The 18185-nt window shown below is 44.8% G+C and carries 13 protein-coding genes; 5 read left to right on the top strand and 8 right to left on the bottom strand.

Annotated features, from left to right (window positions below):
* The first annotated feature begins 120 nt into the window (after positions 1-120).
* The 4 genes from C4H11_RS01665 (at position 121) to C4H11_RS01680 (ending at position 8250) form a co-directional block, all read left to right on the top strand.
* Positions 121-4467 (top strand): DUF5113 domain-containing protein, encoded by a 4347-nt coding sequence (locus tag C4H11_RS01665; RefSeq protein ID WP_106040222.1) that lies wholly within the window; start codon positions 121-123, stop codon positions 4465-4467.
* Between the two features lie 118 nt (positions 4468-4585).
* Positions 4586-5671 carry an IS110 family RNA-guided transposase gene (locus C4H11_RS01670; RefSeq protein ID WP_106040103.1) on the top strand — a complete coding sequence of 362 codons (1086 nt, stop codon included), beginning with the start codon at positions 4586-4588 and terminating at the stop codon, positions 5669-5671.
* Between the two features lie 406 nt (positions 5672-6077).
* Positions 6078-6806, top strand: a complete 729-nt coding sequence (locus C4H11_RS01675) for a DUF5932 domain-containing protein (protein WP_106040223.1) — start codon at positions 6078-6080, stop codon at positions 6804-6806.
* Positions 6799-8250, top strand: a complete 1452-nt coding sequence (locus C4H11_RS01680; protein ID WP_129588270.1) for an AbgT family transporter — start codon at positions 6799-6801, stop codon at positions 8248-8250. The genes C4H11_RS01675 and C4H11_RS01680 overlap by 8 nt, the downstream gene beginning before the upstream one ends.
* 77 nt (positions 8251-8327) lie before the next feature.
* Here the strand turns inward: C4H11_RS01680 and C4H11_RS01685 are convergent, their stop codons facing one another.
* The 4 genes from C4H11_RS01685 to C4H11_RS01700 all read right to left on the bottom strand — a co-directional run bounded on the left by C4H11_RS01685 (position 8328) and on the right by C4H11_RS01700 (position 13722).
* Positions 8328-10331, bottom strand: a complete 2004-nt coding sequence (locus C4H11_RS01685; RefSeq protein WP_106040224.1) for an alpha amylase C-terminal domain-containing protein — start codon at positions 10329-10331, stop codon at positions 8328-8330.
* 43 nt (positions 10332-10374) lie between these two features.
* Positions 10375-11043, bottom strand: coding sequence for a DUF2461 domain-containing protein (locus tag C4H11_RS01690; protein WP_106040225.1), 669 nt, complete (start codon positions 11041-11043; stop codon positions 10375-10377).
* 138 nt (positions 11044-11181) lie between these two features.
* Positions 11182-12879 (bottom strand): alpha-amylase family protein, encoded by a 1698-nt coding sequence (locus tag C4H11_RS01695; RefSeq protein WP_106040226.1) that lies wholly within the window; start codon positions 12877-12879, stop codon positions 11182-11184.
* A 33-nt stretch (positions 12880-12912) separates the two neighbouring features.
* Entirely contained in the window at positions 12913-13722 is an 810-nt protein-coding gene (locus C4H11_RS01700) for a patatin-like phospholipase family protein (protein WP_106040227.1), read from the bottom strand.
* Positions 13723-13941: 219 nt separating this feature from the next.
* Here C4H11_RS01700 and C4H11_RS01705 point away from each other — a divergent pair, with 219 nt between their 5' ends.
* On the top strand, positions 13942-14592 hold the full coding sequence (locus C4H11_RS01705) for a DUF4476 domain-containing protein (protein WP_106040228.1): 651 nt from the start codon (positions 13942-13944) through the stop codon (positions 14590-14592).
* Positions 14593-14595: 3 nt separating this feature from the next.
* Here the strand turns inward: C4H11_RS01705 and thiD are convergent, their stop codons facing one another.
* The 4 genes from thiD to thiH all read right to left on the bottom strand — a co-directional run bounded on the left by thiD (position 14596) and on the right by thiH (position 18178).
* Positions 14596-15423, bottom strand: a complete 828-nt coding sequence (gene thiD / locus C4H11_RS01710; protein WP_164996502.1) for a bifunctional hydroxymethylpyrimidine kinase/phosphomethylpyrimidine kinase — start codon at positions 15421-15423, stop codon at positions 14596-14598.
* A 203-nt stretch (positions 15424-15626) separates the two neighbouring features.
* The gene (locus tag C4H11_RS01715; protein WP_106040230.1) at positions 15627-16229 is read right to left on the bottom strand and encodes a thiamine phosphate synthase; all 603 of its coding nucleotides are present in this window, start codon (positions 16227-16229) and stop codon (positions 15627-15629) included.
* Positions 16230-16237: 8 nt separating this feature from the next.
* On the bottom strand, positions 16238-16933 hold the full coding sequence (locus tag C4H11_RS01720; RefSeq protein WP_106040231.1) for a HesA/MoeB/ThiF family protein: 696 nt from the start codon (positions 16931-16933) through the stop codon (positions 16238-16240).
* Between the two features lie 102 nt (positions 16934-17035).
* On the bottom strand, positions 17036-18178 hold the full coding sequence (gene thiH, locus C4H11_RS01725; protein WP_106040232.1) for a 2-iminoacetate synthase ThiH: 1143 nt from the start codon (positions 18176-18178) through the stop codon (positions 17036-17038).
* Positions 18179-18185: the final 7 nt, after the last annotated feature.

Below are 18185 nucleotides of genomic sequence, written 5' to 3' on the forward strand. Positions count from 1 at the left end.
GTAATAGATATTACCTATTTGTTAATATGTATGCAAAGGTATGAAATTCCCATTACATACAACAAGAGTTATTGTATAAAAATAATTTTTCTTTCAGGGATTTATTTGTAGTTTTGCTCAATGAAGCAACTTTCTTCAATATGGCTTGCCGGATTACTTTACTTATGTGCAGTAATGGTTTCGTGTGGGGGAGCAGCTCCCATCAAGGAAGTACGCCTTATTGACTCTCTGAACCAAGTGGCGTATTTATATCGTTATAAAAATCTGGACTCTTCCTATCACGCCGCTCTACGGGCCTATCAAGAGGTGAATCTGTATAAACAGGGGCGGGCAGAGGCTTCTAATAACCTGGGCTTCTGTGCCTTTATGCGCATGGATTTTGAGCAAGCGGAGAAGCTGTTCATGGACGTCTACAATATAACTAAAAATGAATTGGAACTTCTGATTGCCGACATAGGTCTGATGAAGATTTATCAGCGGACAGCTTTGAATAAGGAGTTTTATGATTATAGGAACAGCGCCTTGCGCCGCATGAAGCGAATAGCGGAAGACCGTGACCTTTTTGTCGATAAGCACGAGCGTATGCGGTTGAACTACGCCCGTTCGGAATTTCATATAGTCTCTGCCGTATATTATTATTATCTGCAACAGCGTCCCGAATCCATGACTTCCATAAATATGGTAGTTGCAAACGAAGAGCTGGCAACCGACACCAACCAATTATTGTATTATCATTACATCAAAGGTTCTGCCGCTTTGTGCGACGGTGAGTATCCGGACGAACGTATGCTTCAAGAATTTGACGAGCTTTATACCACCTGGCAGATAGCTTCGCGAAAGGGGTATCTCTATTTTGAAGGAAACAGTGTGCAAGGCCTTGCCAACCTAATGGTTTCACCCGATAGTTATAAATTCTTTCAGAATAGGCGTTCGCATGATTTAATACAATCGGGCATACCCGCGGATTCTTTATTGCCCATGCGACTTGGGCAGTTGGCATTAACTAAATTCCGCCAATACAATGACTTATATCAGATTGCAGGAGCCTATGTGTCTATTGGCAGGTACTTGAATGTACATGGCAGGTATGCCGAAGCGCTGGACACCCTGAAGCAGGCACTGGAATGCGTGAACAGTCATCATCGTCGTTTCTATCACAGCCATAACAATGAGGATTACCTGAAAGCGTTTGACCACAGAGATACAATCAGCACAGAAAGAGTATGGATAGATCACAAGCTAAAGACCGTACCCGAGTGGATTTTGCGTATTCGCGAACAGTTGACCGTATCATATGCCGGTCTCGGAATGAAAGAGAATTTAAATTATAACCGCAATATCTATCTGGATATATTGGAAGATACTCGCCAAGACAAGGAATTGGAAAGCCGGTATCAGGCGCTGGAGAAGGAGTCGAAACAATTGAACGTTGTACTTTCAGTGGTACTTATCGGTTTCGTGCTGTTATTTTTCCTCTTCTGGCTTTTCAATAAACATTCCAAGGCAAGAAGCAACCGGCATCTCCATCGCCTGCAACTGATGTTGGATATTTGCCAGAAAATTACAGTATCCATTCCGGCCGATGCACATAGCGAAGAAGAAATAGTCGAAGCCATTCAACAGTCAGTCTGTCCGGAATTAGAGTTGCTCTTCGGGGTAAAAGATGTCCGAATTAAAGATGGTAAATTGACCTTTCCATGCCGCATCGGAAAAGACGAACAAGCAATGGTGAAAGTGATAGCTCCTTATATTCAGTGGGCATTGGATAATGGTATGACCACCCTTTCTTTGGGTGACGAGCGCCGAAGGCTGGAAAAACAGCGTTATATCCACGAACAACACATAGCAGAAAACAAACGACAGAATCTGATAAAGAAGGCATGCATGGCTATTGTGAACGGTATCCATCCTTATATCGATCGTATCACCAACGAAGTGCACAAGCTTACCCGAAAAGAGTTCGTGGCAGATGAAAGCATAAAGGCTGACAGGTATCTATACATGAATGAATTGGTGACTACAATCAATGAGTATAACGATATTCTTACTTTATGGATCAAGATGAAACAAGGAAAACTCAGTCTGAATGTGGAAACCTTTGAACTGAATGAATTGTTTGACTTGGTGCGTAAAGGAAACCGGGCTTTCGAAATGAAGCAACTCACGTTGGACGTACTGCCTGCGGATTCTTGGGTGAAGGCCGATAAAGCATTGACATTGTTCATGATAAATACATTGGCCGAAAATGCGCGTAAATATACTCCGCGGGGAGGAACGGTAAGGATTTATGCGAAGCAAGAAGAGGAGTATGTGGAGATTTCGGTAGAAGATAACGGTTGCGGACTGTCGGCAGAAGACGTGGCACGCATTGTCGGTGAAAAAGTTTACGACTCGAAAGCCATCGGGATGAACGAGTCTCTTGATAAGGAGGAATTGCAAAAGAACAAAGGAAATGGCTTCGGACTGATGAATTGCAAAGGCATTATCGAAAAATATCGCAAGACCAATGAGTTATTCAAGGTCTGTATATTCAATGTAGAAAGCACCTTGGGACAAGGCAGCCGTTTCTATTTCAGGTTGCCCGGAATCATTCGTAAAACAACATCCGTTTTCTTACTGCTTTTATCCTTAGGGGTATCTTCTTGCCACCACCATGGAAGAGAAGAATTATCCGTAGATACAGAGAACGACTCATTGGCATTAAATGCACGAAATGAGTACGAAAGGCTGCTCGACGCCGCTTCGGATTATGCCAACGAGGCTTATTACTGCAATGTGGAAGAAAAATATGAGGAAGCCCTGCTATATATAGATTCTGCCATGTACTGCCTGAATGAACATTACAAACGATATGCACCGCATCCGCGCCGCTACATGACTTTGACCGGAAACGATACACCGGCAGAATTGGATTGGTGGAACCGAATGTTTTATTCCGATTTTCATGTCATTCTGGATATCAGAAACGAAGCCGCAGTTTCATTTCTTGCATTGAAGCATTGGGATGACTATAATTATAACAATGCGGCCTACACCACTTTATATAAGCTATTGGGTGAGGACCGGTCTCTCGAAGAATATTGCCGACAGTTGGAACGTTCCACCACCAACAGAATAGTTGGCATATTGTTGACTCTGGTTTTATTATTTGCATTGTTGCTGGGTTACTACATCCTTTATATCCGCAAACGTTTAGTCAACCGTTGGAACCTGGAACAAGTATTGGAGATAAACGAAAAAGTGTTTGCTTCCTCTTTATTATCTGTTTCAAGAAATGAAGAGATGCTCCGGCAGGAAGAAAATATCTGGAAGGAGATACCTCTGCAAATTGTAAATTCTGCTTTCGATGCGGTAAATGAGTTATTAAGCATTGACAGATTGATTCTTGCCGTCTATAACGAAACAACCCGGCAATTGGAATTTACTTCCAATCCTGCCGAAGAGAGAGGAACAGAACAAGAAGTGCCGTGGAAAAAGATAATGCAGCAAAGTTTTGATCAACGCACCTACATTTCTGAAGGAAACACGTATGCTTTGCCACTTATGGTAGATACCGGAAGTGCGGGACTGTGCATTGGCGTGCTGTGTCTGGAGCGCAGGGTAGGAACAGAACAAGAGACCGACCGTCTGCTGTCGGAACTCATTGCCAGATACATAGCCATCGTGCTTTTTAATGTAGTGGTAAAACTGATTGTCAAATTCCGAGATATTGAGACGGCACAGGATGAAGCCCGGCGGGCATTGCGGGAAGACAGTCTGTTGCATGTACAGAACATGGTTTTAGACAATTGTCTTTCTACCATTAAGCATGAAACCGTTTATTATCCCAACAAGATAAAACAATTGATCGGGAAATTGAGATCCGGACAGATAGCAGAGGATGAAGAAAGAGATACTGTTATTGCTATCCGTGAATTGATAGAATATTACAAAGGAATCTTCACGATACTCAGTTCATGCGCCTCCCGACAACTGGAAGAAGTCACTTTTCGCCGCTCCGCCATTGCCGTAACCGAATTAATGAATGCTGCCGAGAAATATTTTCTCAAAAAGAGCAAAGCAGGTAAATCACATCTCAATTTCAAGACAGAGACATTGGAAGAGTGGATTATCGGTGACCGGAATCTGTTGTTTTTCTTACTCGAGAATTTGATTGATGAGGCTCTTTCCGATTCTTCAGACGGGAATATCCACCTGACGGCTGAAGAAGACGGTGACTTCGTGCGTTTCCGGTTTACGGATATGCGCAGGGAGAAAAGCCGGGAGGAATTGAATCATTTATTTTATCCGGAACTGGCTCGTATGACAGCAGGTGAAAGAGGAAAGCTCCATGGTACGGAATATCTGGTTTGCAAACAGATTATTCGCGATCATGACGAGTTTGCCGGACGTCGCGGATGTAGAATCAACGCCGAAGAGGGAAAAGATGGAGGTTTTACTGTATATTTTACGCTACCGAAGAAATAAAGTTCCTATGTTTAAAATCGGAAGTGACGGATAACAGAAGATAGCCCTAAAAAAGCTATACCATTATAGTTAACTTTGTAAGTGAAAAAAACAATATTAACTCATAACGATATAGCTTATGAAACGTGTACAAAGTAACACATTAGATTTTAGTGGACAAAATATTTACGTAGGAATTGATGTCCACCTGAAGAGTTGGTCGGTAGCAATCTTATCGAAACATTCAGTACTGAGAAGATTCAGACAAGATCCGGAGCCGGAAGCGTTGCATAAATATTTGGTAAGCAATTATCCGGGTGCCAATTACTTCTCAGTTTATGAAGCCGGTTTCTGTGGCTTCTGGATACACGAGAAGTTGACGGATTTAGGTATCAACAATATAGTGGTCAATCCTGCGGATGTTCCGACGATGAGCAAGGAGAAATTACGTAAGACCGATGCGGTGGATTGCAACAAGCTCGCCCGTGAGTTACGTTCAGGTTCGTTAGAAGGGATATATGTTCCGGGAACTGACATCCTGGAAATGCGCTCTTTGATAAGGCTGAGAAACCTGATAGTAAAAGACAGCACACGTGCCAAGAACCGTATCAAATCATTGCTTCGTTTCCATGGAGTGGAAATACCGGAAGAATTTACCCGGAGTTCAATCGGGTGCTGGTCGAAGCGTTTTCTGAATTGGCTGCACTGCCTTGAACTCTCAACGGAGTATGGAAAGAAAACACTGGAGCTTCACCTTGAGCAGTTCATCCGCTTGAGGAAGATGCTGCTGCAGGAAACACGTGCCATCCGTGAAATATCCCGGAAAGCACCATTCGACAAACCGATACGCCTGCTGACATCCGTTCCGGGTATAGGTGTTACAACCGCCGCTACCCTGATGGTCGAGATTGACGATATTGTCCGTTTCAGCAATGCGGACCATTTAGCCTCTTTCATTGGATTGGTTCCCATGTGTCATTCCAGTGGTGATAATGATAATGTGGGTGACATTACACCCCGTCGGCATTTCATGCTCCGGTGTCTGTTGGTGGAAGCCGCATGGGTTGCCATCCGGAAAGACCCGGCCATGACAATGGCTTATACGGAATACCGGAAACGGATGAATCCGCAAAAGGCTATTGTGAAAATTGCCAGACGGTTAGTGAACAGAGTCTATTTTGTACTTAAACATGAAAAGGAATATGTGCCATGTGTTATCAAATGATATAGAATCCTATAAGGTAAAACAACTTTCTTTTGAGAGAAATACTACATATCTTTTGCGGCTTTGAAGTCCGCTCAAAAAAGTCTGTAACTCTCATTACATGGTTTGACTGATAAAGGAACTTGCGGCTCACTTCGTTGATGTCCGCTGTGGAAAGTTTGTTTTACCATAGGATTTTGGCTCAGGTTTTCTTAGCCATATCAGACAGTATCAGTAATACAAAAAGAGAGGCGTGTAACCGCCTCCACAAGTAGCATTACTGCGTGCCGTCAGGATGCTTATCGCTGGTAGGTTGCTCCTCAGCAGAGCCTACTTCCTCTTAACATCCTGATACAAAGATATAATACAAAAGTTAATTATTAATGAATTATCCAACTTTGTTTGGATTTTAAATGGAAAGACATATATGGAAGATAAAAAATTCAAAGTAATCATCGTTGAGGATGTCAAACTGGAACTGAAAGGCACGGAAGAAATTTTCCGTCATGAGATACCTAATGCTGAAATCATTGGCACTGCTATGACAGAACAAGAGTTTTGGACTTTGATGGAAAACGGCGTGCCCGACCTCGTCTTGCTTGACTTAGGTTTGGGAGGCTCTACTACCATCGGGGTGGATATATGCCGCAACATTATCAAACGCTACCCCGACGTGCATGTCCTGATATTCACCGGAGAAATACTGAACGAGAAATTATGGGTAGAGGTGCTTGAAGCAGGAGCTGACGGCATCATTCTGAAAACCGGCGAACTGCTAACCAAAACCGATGTACAGGCTGTGATGGATGGTAAAAAAATGGTCTTCAACCATCCTATCTTAGAGAAGATTGTAGAGCGATTTAAGAAATCGGTGTTGAATGATGCTAAACGTCAGGAAGCTATTATCAGCTATGACATCGATGAATACGACGAGCGGTTCCTTCGCCATCTGGCATTGGGATATACCAAGGAGATGATAGCCAATCTGAAAGGCATGCCGTTTGGAGTGAAGTCGTTGGAGAAGCGTCAGAACGATTTGGTGGGACGTCTCTTTTCTTCCGACGAAAGGGTAGGGGTGAATGCTACCCGATTGGCCGTACGCGCATTAGAACTCCGCATCTTGAACATCGACAATCTGGAGGCCGACGATGAGTAGATTGCGCATGCCACACCCCGCCACGATGTTCTTCCTGCTGACGCTGGCAGTCATCCTTCTATCATGGATATTCGACATCTATGGTCTGAGCGTGCCGCATCCGCAGACGGGTGAAGAGATACGCGTGCAAAGCTTGCTGAGTCCGGAAGGCATACGCTGGCTATTGCGTCATGTGATCACTAACTTTACGGGATTTGCTCCTCTGGGTTTGGTGATTGTGGCTATGTTTGGAATCGGCGTGGCTCAACATTCGGGATTCATTGACGCATGTATCCGCAGAGGGGTGCGAAGCAAACTCGCTCCTTGGCGCACGCTCATTGGGGTGATAATCTTGGGCTTGCTCTCCAATGTGGTGGGAGATGCAGGATATATCATTTTGCTCCCCATAGCAGCCACTTTATTCCAATTCGTCGGTTTGCATCCCATAGGAGGAATAATCACAGCATACGTTTCCGTATCTTGCGGATATAGTGCTAATATCTTCTTGACGACTTTGGATTCCATGCTTGCCGCTTCTACTCAGGAAGCGGCTGATATGTCCAACGTAGTTTCCGGACAAACGGGACCTCTGTGCAATTATTATTTTTTCTTTGCCTCTACTTTCCTGCTCACATTTGTCATTTACTATATAACCCGCAAGAGCTTGCTGCCCGGTTTAGGCAAGTACGAAGGCAACATTCGTTTCGGCGGATACAAACAATTATCCCGGAAAGAACGAAGGGCACTGATAGGTTCCGTTATGGTGGCTTTGCTGTATATAGGCATTATCGTATGGGCCACTTTCTCTCCGTGGGGCATACTGCGTGGCGTCAATGGCGGACTTATTCGTTCTCCTTTCATCGTGGGCATTCTCTTTCTGCTATCTCTTGGCATAGGATTGACAGGGATGATATACGGCTTTGCTTCAGGACGCTATCGCACGGACGGTGATATGATAGAAGGACTGACGCAACCCATGAAATTACTGAGTGTGTACTTTGTGATCACTTTCTTTGCCGCACAAATGTTTGCATGTTTCGAGTATTCTCATTTGGACAGATGCATAGCCATCATGGGAGCAAATTTGCTTTTTTCTGTACGTTTAAGCAGTATATGGGTTTTGATATTGTTCATTCTGTTCACGGCCTTGGTCAACATGATTATGGTATCGGCCACCGCCAAATGGACTTTCATGTCATTCATCTTTGTTCCGGTATTGGCGGGTATGGGCATCTCGCCGGACATGGTTCAATGCGCATATCGCATTGGTGACAGCGCCACCAATGCCATTACGCCCTTTATCTTTTACATGCCCCTCGTACTGACTTATATGCAGCAATATGACAAGCAGTCAACTTATGGCTCACTCTTAAAATATACCTGGAAATATTCACTTACCATCCTGTTTTCCTGGACGCTTTTACTTGTACTATGGCACATCAGCGGTCTGCCATTAGGCTTATAAGTTCAAACTTCAGGCTTGCTTTCTCTTAAGGTGTGGGTTTGCGTGCACAAAAGCGTGAGGTTGAGTTGCTCAAGTGATTACTCGATTTTTCTCAACACCACAGCCGTACGTGCCGGCACATAGAGCTTCAACCATTCTTTCTTTTCTTTCTTGTACAATGGGTCATGATTGGTGAAATGCTTCACCGTATCATCTGTAAGCCCGTTGCCGCCAAATGCCGGGTCATCGGTGTTCAGAACCACTTCGTAAGTTCCTGCCGGCACAAGGAGACCATAGTCTGTGAAAGACTGTTTAGGATTGAAGTTAAACACAAAGACTAAATCCTTGCGCATATAGGCCAACACCTGATCGCCGTCATTATGCCATATTTCCTGAATCGGAGTAGCCTGGAAGTTCTTCACGCTTTTCACCACTTCGAGCATTGCCGTATCAAAATCACCCATGTAATGGTATGCCAATCGGGGATTGTCCACCAAATCCCATTGACGGCGAGCATATTTGCAAGACCAACCGTTACCCTCGCGAGGGAAATCAATCCATTCGGGATGGCCGAATTCATTCCCCATAAAGTTCAGATAGCCGCCATTGATAGTCGTTGCAGTCAACAAGCGTATCATTTTGTGAAGAGCTATACCGCGGTTCACCGTATAATTTTCATCTCCCTTCTGCATGTGCCAGTACATATCGGCATCAATCAGGCGGAAAATAATAGTTTTGTCGCCAACCAAGGCCTGGTCATGGCTTTCCGCATAAGAGATTGTCTTTTCATCTTTTCTGCGATTGGTAACTTCCCAGAACATACTTGACGGTTTCCAGTCTTCATCTATTTTCTCTTTGATGGTCTTAATCCAATAGTCGGGAATGTTCATTGCCATACGATAGTCGAACCCATAGCCTCCATCTTCGTACTTGGCCGCCAGTCCGGGCATTCCCGAAACTTCTTCGGCAATTGTTATGGCTTTGGAATTTACCTGATGGATGAGCCGGTTGGCAAGGGTCAGATAACAAATGGCATTATCGTCCTGATGACCGTTGAAGTAGTCTCCATAGTTACAGAACGCTTCGCCCAGGCCATGGTTGTAATACAACATAGAGGTCACGCCGTCAAAGCGGAAACCGTCAAAATGAAATTCTTCCAGCCAATATTTACAGTTGGATAGCAGGAAGTGTATCACTTCATTTTTTCCATAATCAAAACATAGGGAATCCCAAGCCGGATGTTCACGCCGCCCGCCGGAATAGAAGTATTGGTTAGGATCACCGGCAAAATTCCCCAATCCTTCCACTTCGTTTTTCACTGCATGAGAATGAACAATATCCATGATGACGGCAATATTCATACTGTGAGCCGTGTCAATCAATTCTTTCAGTTCTTCCGGAGTGCCGAAGCGGGAAGATGGCGCAAAAAAACTGGAAACATGATATCCGAAACTACCATAATAGGGGTGCTCCTGAATAGCCATTATTTGTATGCAGTTATAGCCCTGTCCGGCTATGCGCGGAAGAACTTTCTCCTGAAATTCCCGATAACTTCCCACCTTCTCCTCCTGTTGAGCCATACCGATATGACATTCATATATCAGTAAAGGGTTCGTGGACGGTTTAAAGGAATGTTTTTTCATCTTATACGCATTCTCCGGCATCCATACCTGTACGCTGAATATTTTTGTTTGTTCGTCCTGCACCACACGAGTGGCCCATGCCGGGATACGTTCGCCGGAACCACCGTTCCAATACACCATCAGTTTATATAAGTCACCGTGTTTCATGGCATCGGCGGGAAGCTTTATCTCCCAATTGCCATTCGTATCACGCTTCAGGCTATATTGTTGTTGCTCTTTCCAATCGTTGAAAGTTCCTATCAGAAAAATTTGGGTTGCATTGGGGGCCCACTCGCGAAACACCCACCCATCACTTGTACGATGCAGACCAAAATACATATAGCCGGATGCAAAATCAGACAAGGTTTGCTTTCCTGTCAACTCGGCTTCCTTGTTTACGGCATACTGATGACGTCCGTTGATGGCCTCGGCATAAGGCTCCAGCCAAGGGTCGTTTTTAATCAAATTCAAAGTCTCCATAAAAGATCGTTTTGGGATATTCGACAATTATTATATGGGAAAATTATTCAAAATCATCTATCGTATAATTTACAAAGTCGGAAAAACGTTTCATCTGCTTAAGAATGTCATCCGTACGCTCCAGAAAATCAGGGGGCAAGAAGAAACTGTCCGGCAATTGACAAGCAACCGTGTATTCCTTACATTGAAGATATTTCAGGTAAGGGTAATCTTTTGGGAAGCCCTTAGGAGCTGTTTTCAGGAAATTTTCTCCTATAACGGGAAAGTATTGCTTGAAAGACGGATCTTCTACTATGCCACGAAATTCATCGATATTATCATAAACAGCTTGTCGCAAAGCTTTCAAGAGGGGAGGAGGGGGGCAATAGCTTCCTCCCGCCAACATACAATTACCGGGTTCCAAATGGATATAATAACCGCAATGGTCGGACTTCTTTCCTTTGGCGTTGATGTATCCTCCCAAATGAGTTTTATAAGGTGTCTTGTCTTCAGAAAAACGTATGTCACGATAAATTCGGTAAGTACAATCTTTTGCCTCTATGCCACGAATGCTGTCATCAAACAAAGAAATACGGGAAATGATAACAGTGAGCAATTCTTCAAACTCGTTACGAACCAATTCATATAGTTCCCGATGAGCATTGAACCATTCACGATTATTATTAGCAGACAGTTCCTTCAAAAATTGAAATATAGCAGGTATATAGTTCATATCATATTCATTCCTTTAACCTGCCAAATTTACGGATAATATTTCTAACATAACACAAAGAAGGATAAAAAAGCATCGGGCAGCATCGCAACTCCATACCGGTATGTCTTGATGAGCGAGGAAAATTATTATAAATCCTTATAACTTAATCTTCAGAATTTTTCCTCCGTATCCTTCAACAGCAACATTGGTTGCCTTGTAAGGAAGCAAGCTGATGCATTCTTTTCTTCCACTGAGCAAATCGGTGGCTTCATACTGATTGATTTGTGGCATTTGCAGAAAGCTGAAAGCATGAGCGGGAATATTGATAGCAAGATCGGCTGACAGGTGATCGAAATTTACGACAAACAGCAACAATTCGCTTTCATACTTGCGCAAAAAAGTATATTGCCTATGTTCGTTGAAGCGCCATCCTCCGATATTAGCATACATCAAATCGAAAAAAGCTCCTTGAGAGATGGCTTTCTCGTCGTTGCAGAGCGTCAGTATCCGTTGGTAAATGCCATATATATATTTCTGCTTTTCCGTAAGCATTTTGCCATCGAACTTACCTCCATTGCGCCAACGGCGAATGGTGTCAACGCTCCAATAATCAAAAATGGTGGTACGCCCGTCTCTTCCGCTGAACCCTTCACTATCCATACCCGGTTCACCAAACTCTTGTCCGAAATAAATCATCATCGGGTTGGTGTTCATACATGCGGATACAATGAGTGCCGGGATTGCCTTGCGCGGATCGCCTGCAAAGAAGTCAGAAGCAATGCGCTGCTCGTCATGATTTTCCAAAAAGTTAAGCATGCGAGTCTCAATTCCCCCCAGGCTCTGCCATGAGCGTGTGATATCCGTTGCCGAGCCTTGTTCGCAAATCACAGCCCGCAAGGTGTCATAAAGCCCCACTTTATCATACAGATAATCAAATTTTCCCCGGAACAGATAGTTCTTGTATTCTCTCGGACTGTAAACTTCGGCTATAAACAAAATAGAAGGATAGACAGCCTTGACTTGAGGGACGGCCCATTCCCAAAACTCAACGGGAACCATTTCCGCCATATCGCAACGAAAGCCATCAATCTTCTTTTCCGCCCAGAACAGCAGGATATCCAACATCTTGTGCCAAGTGTCGGGAATGGGATTGAAATGACAAGTTCCACCGTTCTGATAATCCACTCCATAATTCAGTTTTACCGTTTCATACCAATCGCTGCTATCGGGATAGGCATCAAAACGATTATTCCCGGTAGCTTTTGCCGGACACTCCCTATAAGGTTCGGCTGCCGGTCCTTTCATGTCAAAGCGGCCATGCAATTCGGATTGCGGAATATAATAGAAATTATTGTACGCACTGAAGGCATGATTCATGTCGTCGTTTGCTCCCAATTGCAAAGTTCCATCGGGTTGCACATCCGAGTGATACTGACGAGCCACATGGTTGGGAACAAAATCAATGATAACTTTCAAGCCACTGCGATGTGTACGTTGAATCAAATTCTCAAACTCTTTCATACGTTCCGTAACATCTTTGGCAAGATCCGGATCTACATCATAATAGTCTTTGATGGCATACGGTGATCCGGCTTTCCCCTTTACAATAGCCGGGTGGTCGGGACGGATATTGTAAGGACGGTAATCGGTCTGAGTGGCATGTTCGATAATGCCTGTGTACCAAATATGCGTAGCGCCCAGTTTCTTAATTTCTCCCAACGCCTTGGCGGAGAAGTCTGCCATTTTGCCACATCCATTCTCGTCTATGCTGCCATTATTGATGCAATGGTTATTGTTGTTCCCGAATAGTCGGGTAAATACTTGATAAATAATCAATTTATTCTCTTCCTTCATTTTTTTTCGTATTCCGTTTCGTACAATGTTACCTCACGCTTTCCAGACGCTTCTTTTTTCTGCGAGCAAGCCTTGCAGCACATCGTTGGCGGTGTTATATCCTTGCATGAATATTTCTTCAGCCTTCTCCAACTCCGTATTGCTGTATCCTTCCAAATTATAAGGTTCTATCAACAAATCCGCCTTTTCCCGCTCCGGGAAAGTATTGGAACGGAACATGAAGTTGTATGAGCGCATCGCAATGCTGACAATGTTTTTCTTATATTCCGTTGCCATCAGCGGGCTGACATTTACCGCCACCACCTTATCGCATATACGCCGCAAAGTAGTGACAGGCAGATTCATCAGCACACCGCCATCCACATAATAAGTTCCGTCAATCTGTACCGGAGCAAACAGTACCGGCATGCAGCACGAGGCGGCTACACGTTCGGCAATGTCTCCTTTATGAAAATGTACCGGACGCCCATGATCCAAGTCGGTGGCTGTCACAATCATAGGTATTTGCAGTTCTTCCAGTTTTTTAGCCTTCAGGTTACTCTTCAGGAAATCAACAAATTCTCCCAACTCAAACAGCCCGACTTTAGGTATCACCAATTTGGTCAAGTCCTGAAACTTATGCCCCGAAAAATAGTCGAGTATTCGATGCGGTTCATTGCCATCGGCATAAAATACCCCGGCCAGAGCACCTGCACTCACCCCGGAAAGTATATCAGGCTTTATATCATGTTCTAACAAAGATTGCATTACCCCCAAATGAGCAAAACCTTTGATGAAACCACCGCTTAGCGCAAAGCCTACCGGATATTTCCGAGTGAACCAATTATTCGCTGCTGTTTCCATGCTGAAAATAAACTTTAATGTCCGGCACGAAATTAATGATTTTATTGCAGTAAGAAAGGGTTTACGTCAGAAAAAGTTCTGTAGGATACGGGAGCTTACCGACTTTTCTTGTAGATATCATTATAAGTGCGTAGGGAAATCCCTCTCTACAAATAGGGGGAAAATTTTAAAGATATTCGGCATTCTGTGTACCTTTGCGTAAACTAAAAACCTAACAAGATGAAAACTTTCAGACAAATCATGATGGCAACAGCCATTACCTTTGTACTCTCCGGTTGCGCCTCACTCATTTCTCAGGGTTCCCGTGCCAATGTGTTGAGCAGCATTCAGAAAGGCATGAGCAAGCAAGAGATAACCAGCCTGTTGGGCTCTCCGGATTTCCGTCGCTTCGACAATGCCATGGAAGAGTGGGAATATACGAAAAGACTCTATAACGAAAAAATCACCGGCACAACAACCCAAATTGTGATAAGTTTTGAAGATGATAAAGTGGTCGCAATGGACTCTTTCGAAAAAGATCCCTATCCAATGCCGCCGACTCCCAATGGAATGCTCCTGAATCCTTCTGTAGACTTTAATTTCAAAGGAATGCATCCCGGGGAATTTCAGCGTCTTTATGAAAAAATAAAATCCCGTCCTTTCAAAGACGACCGGCTTGAGATGATGCTTGTGGTCTCCCGCAATAACCGCCTGAATTGTAGGCAATGTGCAAAACTGATGTCGCTCTGTCCTTTTGATGACGATAAGATAAAAGTATTGAAGATGTTTGCTCCCGGCATTAAGGATATTGAAAACTACGATGAAATCTTAGACGTAATAGATTCTCTGTTCAAAAAAGACGATGCTAAAAAGATTTTAGGCATACGATGACAATCATTCCGATAACGGGAAATGCCATAAAGGTCCGCTGCCTTGTCCTATTTTCATCTCCTTCCCCCGGGTAATAGCCTGACTGATGTAGTTCTTGCCTCGGCAGACCGCTTCATCAAGCCGATACCCTCCGGCCAAAAACAAGGTTATGGCAGAAGAGAGCGTACAGCCGGTACCATGCAGGTTCCGGCTTTCTATTTTAGGACCGGAATAGAGCACACATCCGGATGAAGAAGTTGTATCGACAGAGTTGGAAAGCTTCCTTTCGTAAAGCACATCGCACATCTCATCGCCTTGTAAGTGTCCACCTTTGATGAGCACAGAGGTACGAAACCGATAAGACAATTCCCGGGCTGCTTGTTTCATTCCGTCCGTAGCCGAAATAGAATGACCGAACAGCAAGCCCGCTTCGTGCAGATTCGGAGTGATAAGAGTGCATAAAGGAAGAAGTTCTTTCATAATGATCTGAATAGCCTGTTCCGTCATCAGGGATTTACCGCCGGTTGATGCCATGACAGGGTCGTACACCACATATGCGGGACGATATTTCCGAAGACACTCGGCAATGACATGTGCCGTTTCGGCATCATGTATCATACCTATTTTGACGCCATTCGGCCGAAGATCATCCATTACGGACACGACTTGCGCTCGCACCACGTCTGCGGGGATGGGATATACCGATTGAACACGGATCGTGTTCTGTGCAGTGACAGCCGTAATGACAGAAGCAGCATAGCCGCCCAAAGCCGAAATTGTCTTTATATCGGCTTGAATGCCTGCACCACCCGAAGAATCGGAGCCGGCAATGGAAAGAATGATATAAGGCATAAGATATATAAAGTTAAATCAACTTCGTGTATGCTCAATGTCCGCTCCATGTCCGCTCCGTATCCATAGGAGCGGAGGATATACGGAGGATATACGGAGATGATACGGAGGTGATACGGAGATGATACGGAGGATATGCGGAGGATATGCGGAGCGGATGCGGATGTAAAACATGGTGACTTCATAAGTATTCCCGGTGAAAATTAAACAGACTCTAAGCTTGTGCAGAAAGCTTTCAGACAGAGAAAATGAGGGAGAATGTCGTTGTCGTCTCTTTGCCAGATATCGCCCAACAAAGCAACGCCTCCGAACCCCAACGAATGTATTTCAGGCAGATGCTGCATGTCAACACCCCCCAACGCAATGACTTTATCGTCGATAATGCCCTCTTGCCGCGCTTCCAGCAAATGGTCATAGGAATAGGCCGAGGCATACCCTTCTTTGGATATGCTGTCGTAAACGGGACTGAGAAAGACATAATCGCTATGGGACTTGTGCTGAGAAACTTCGGCAATCGAATGACAAGAGCAACTGATGTGTCCTGCATAATCCTTCGGCGCACGCTTGTTACGTCCGTTCAAGTGAATGCCTTTCAGGTTGAAAACCGGTACCAACTTAAAGTGCTCATGCGTCACAATCCTCGACCTGTATTTCTCCGAAAACTGTCGCAGAAAAAATTCCAGTTCCCCGGCAGAGGCTTCCGGTTTACGTAGATGAAGTATTTCCAAACCGTTTTCAAACAGAGCGGTGATGATGGCAGTTTCTCCTTCAAAGAAACGCGGATGAGTGATAACAATCAGTTTCATGATTCCCTTTACAATGAAAGAATATACGATTGCATGGTTCTTAAATCAATGGTCCAAAGCCTGCCGATTAACGGTTCGCCATAGCCGCAAATCAATTTCAAAGCTTCGTTTGCCTCCACACTCCCTACAATGGCAGGAGTAACGCCGACAACAGATTTATCAAAAGTAGACATAAGCAGAGCTTCTTCCTCGTCAGGATAAAGGTCACGATAGGTCTTACAACATTCACCGCAGCCGAATACGGACACCTGCCCTTCAAACCCTTGAATGGCTCCATACACGTATGGTTTGCCTAAAGCAATACAAGTATCATTCAGCAAGTATCGGGTGGCAAAATTATCACAACCATCCACAACCAAGTCATAATCGTCTATCAATGCTGCCGCATTTTCCTTATCAAGACGAAAAGAAAAGGGACGAACCTCCACGCTACTGTTCAAAGCCTGTAGTCTTCGAGCGGCACATACCACTTTCGGTTGCCCCACTTCGGACTCGGAATAGAGCACTTGTCGTTGCAGGTTGCTGATACTTACCACGTCATCATCCACAAGTCCCAACACACCTACTCCTGCACCGGCCAGATATAGTGCGATGGGAGAGCCTAATCCTCCCACACCCACTATCAACACTTTGGCGTTGCTTAATTTCTGTTGTCCGCTTTCTCCTAATTCAGGAAGCGAAATTTGCCTGTCGTATCTTCCCATAGCCGATTAAACTATTCTGTTTTTTTATCATTTATTTCCTGTTCTGTTTCAGACATCGCCTCTTTCCCGCATCTGTAAACGAGTGGCGTTGCAATCATCCCTTCAAGCCAATTTTCCGGAATAAGAGCTCAAATCAAAACAAGCATCCCAATCTTTCCACACCGGTTCGCGTCCCAAACGCTTCAAGGCTCTGTCCACTTCCACAGCTTTGCGCTCGTCGCTCACATGAAACTGCTCCAGCGTTTGCGGATAACTGTAATATCCTCCCGGCTCGGTTTTGCTCTCGGCACTCATGGTCGTCACACCGAGTGTTGCCATGTGGTCGCGTATGGCGGCCGGTTCGCGGGTGGAGTAGGAGATATCCACATCATGGTCGAAGATGCGCATGGCAAAGGTGACCTGTGCCAACTCTCGGTCGCTCATGATGACGTTCGGGTGGAAGCCGCCATTTTCCGAAGGACGCATGCGCGGAAAATTGACACTGTATTTCGTCTTCCAATAATGCTTCTGAAGATAGCGCAGATGGTAGGCCATCATAGTAATGTCTGTCCGCCATTCCTTCTCCAATCCGATAAGTACCCCCATACCTATGGAGTGCACGCCGGCCTGTCCCATGCGGTCGAACCCGTTGGCCCGCCACTCGAATTTCGATTTCATGCCGCGGGGGTGGTAGATGTGATAGTGCGCCTTGTTATAGGTCTCCTGAAAACAGATGACACCGTTCAACCCATGCTCTTTCAGTTCGGCATACTCTTCGGTTTTCAGAGGCATCACTTCTATTTTCAGGTTGCTGAAATAGGGTTTTGCGAGGTCGAGGGCACGGGCTATGTAGGGCACGCCGGCTTGGGCGGGATTCTCTCCCGTGACCAACAGCAGATTATCAAAAGGTGCCAGTTTCTTGATGGCTTTGTATTCGTTTACAATCTCTTCCTCCGTCAAGATGGTGCGCGGCATCGGGTTACTGATGTGAAAACCGCAATACACGCAGGAATTGGTGCAGGAATTGGTGATGTATAGAGGGATGAACATGGAGATGGTTTTCCCGAAACGTTCTTCGGTGAACTTCTTGCTGAGACGTGCCATCGTCTCTAAATAGGGGATGGCGGCGGGAGAGACAAGCGCCATGAAGTCGTTTACATCACAGTGCTCTTTGGCAAGGGCGCGGCGCACGTCCACCTCTGTCTTGGCATGGATGCGCTCCGTGGTTTCTTCCCATGAAATATTTGCTAATTCGTCTGAAAACATTTATCCG

This window comes from Bacteroides zoogleoformans (assembly GCF_002998435.1).
GTDB classification, from domain to species: domain Bacteria; phylum Bacteroidota; class Bacteroidia; order Bacteroidales; family Bacteroidaceae; genus Bacteroides; species Bacteroides zoogleoformans.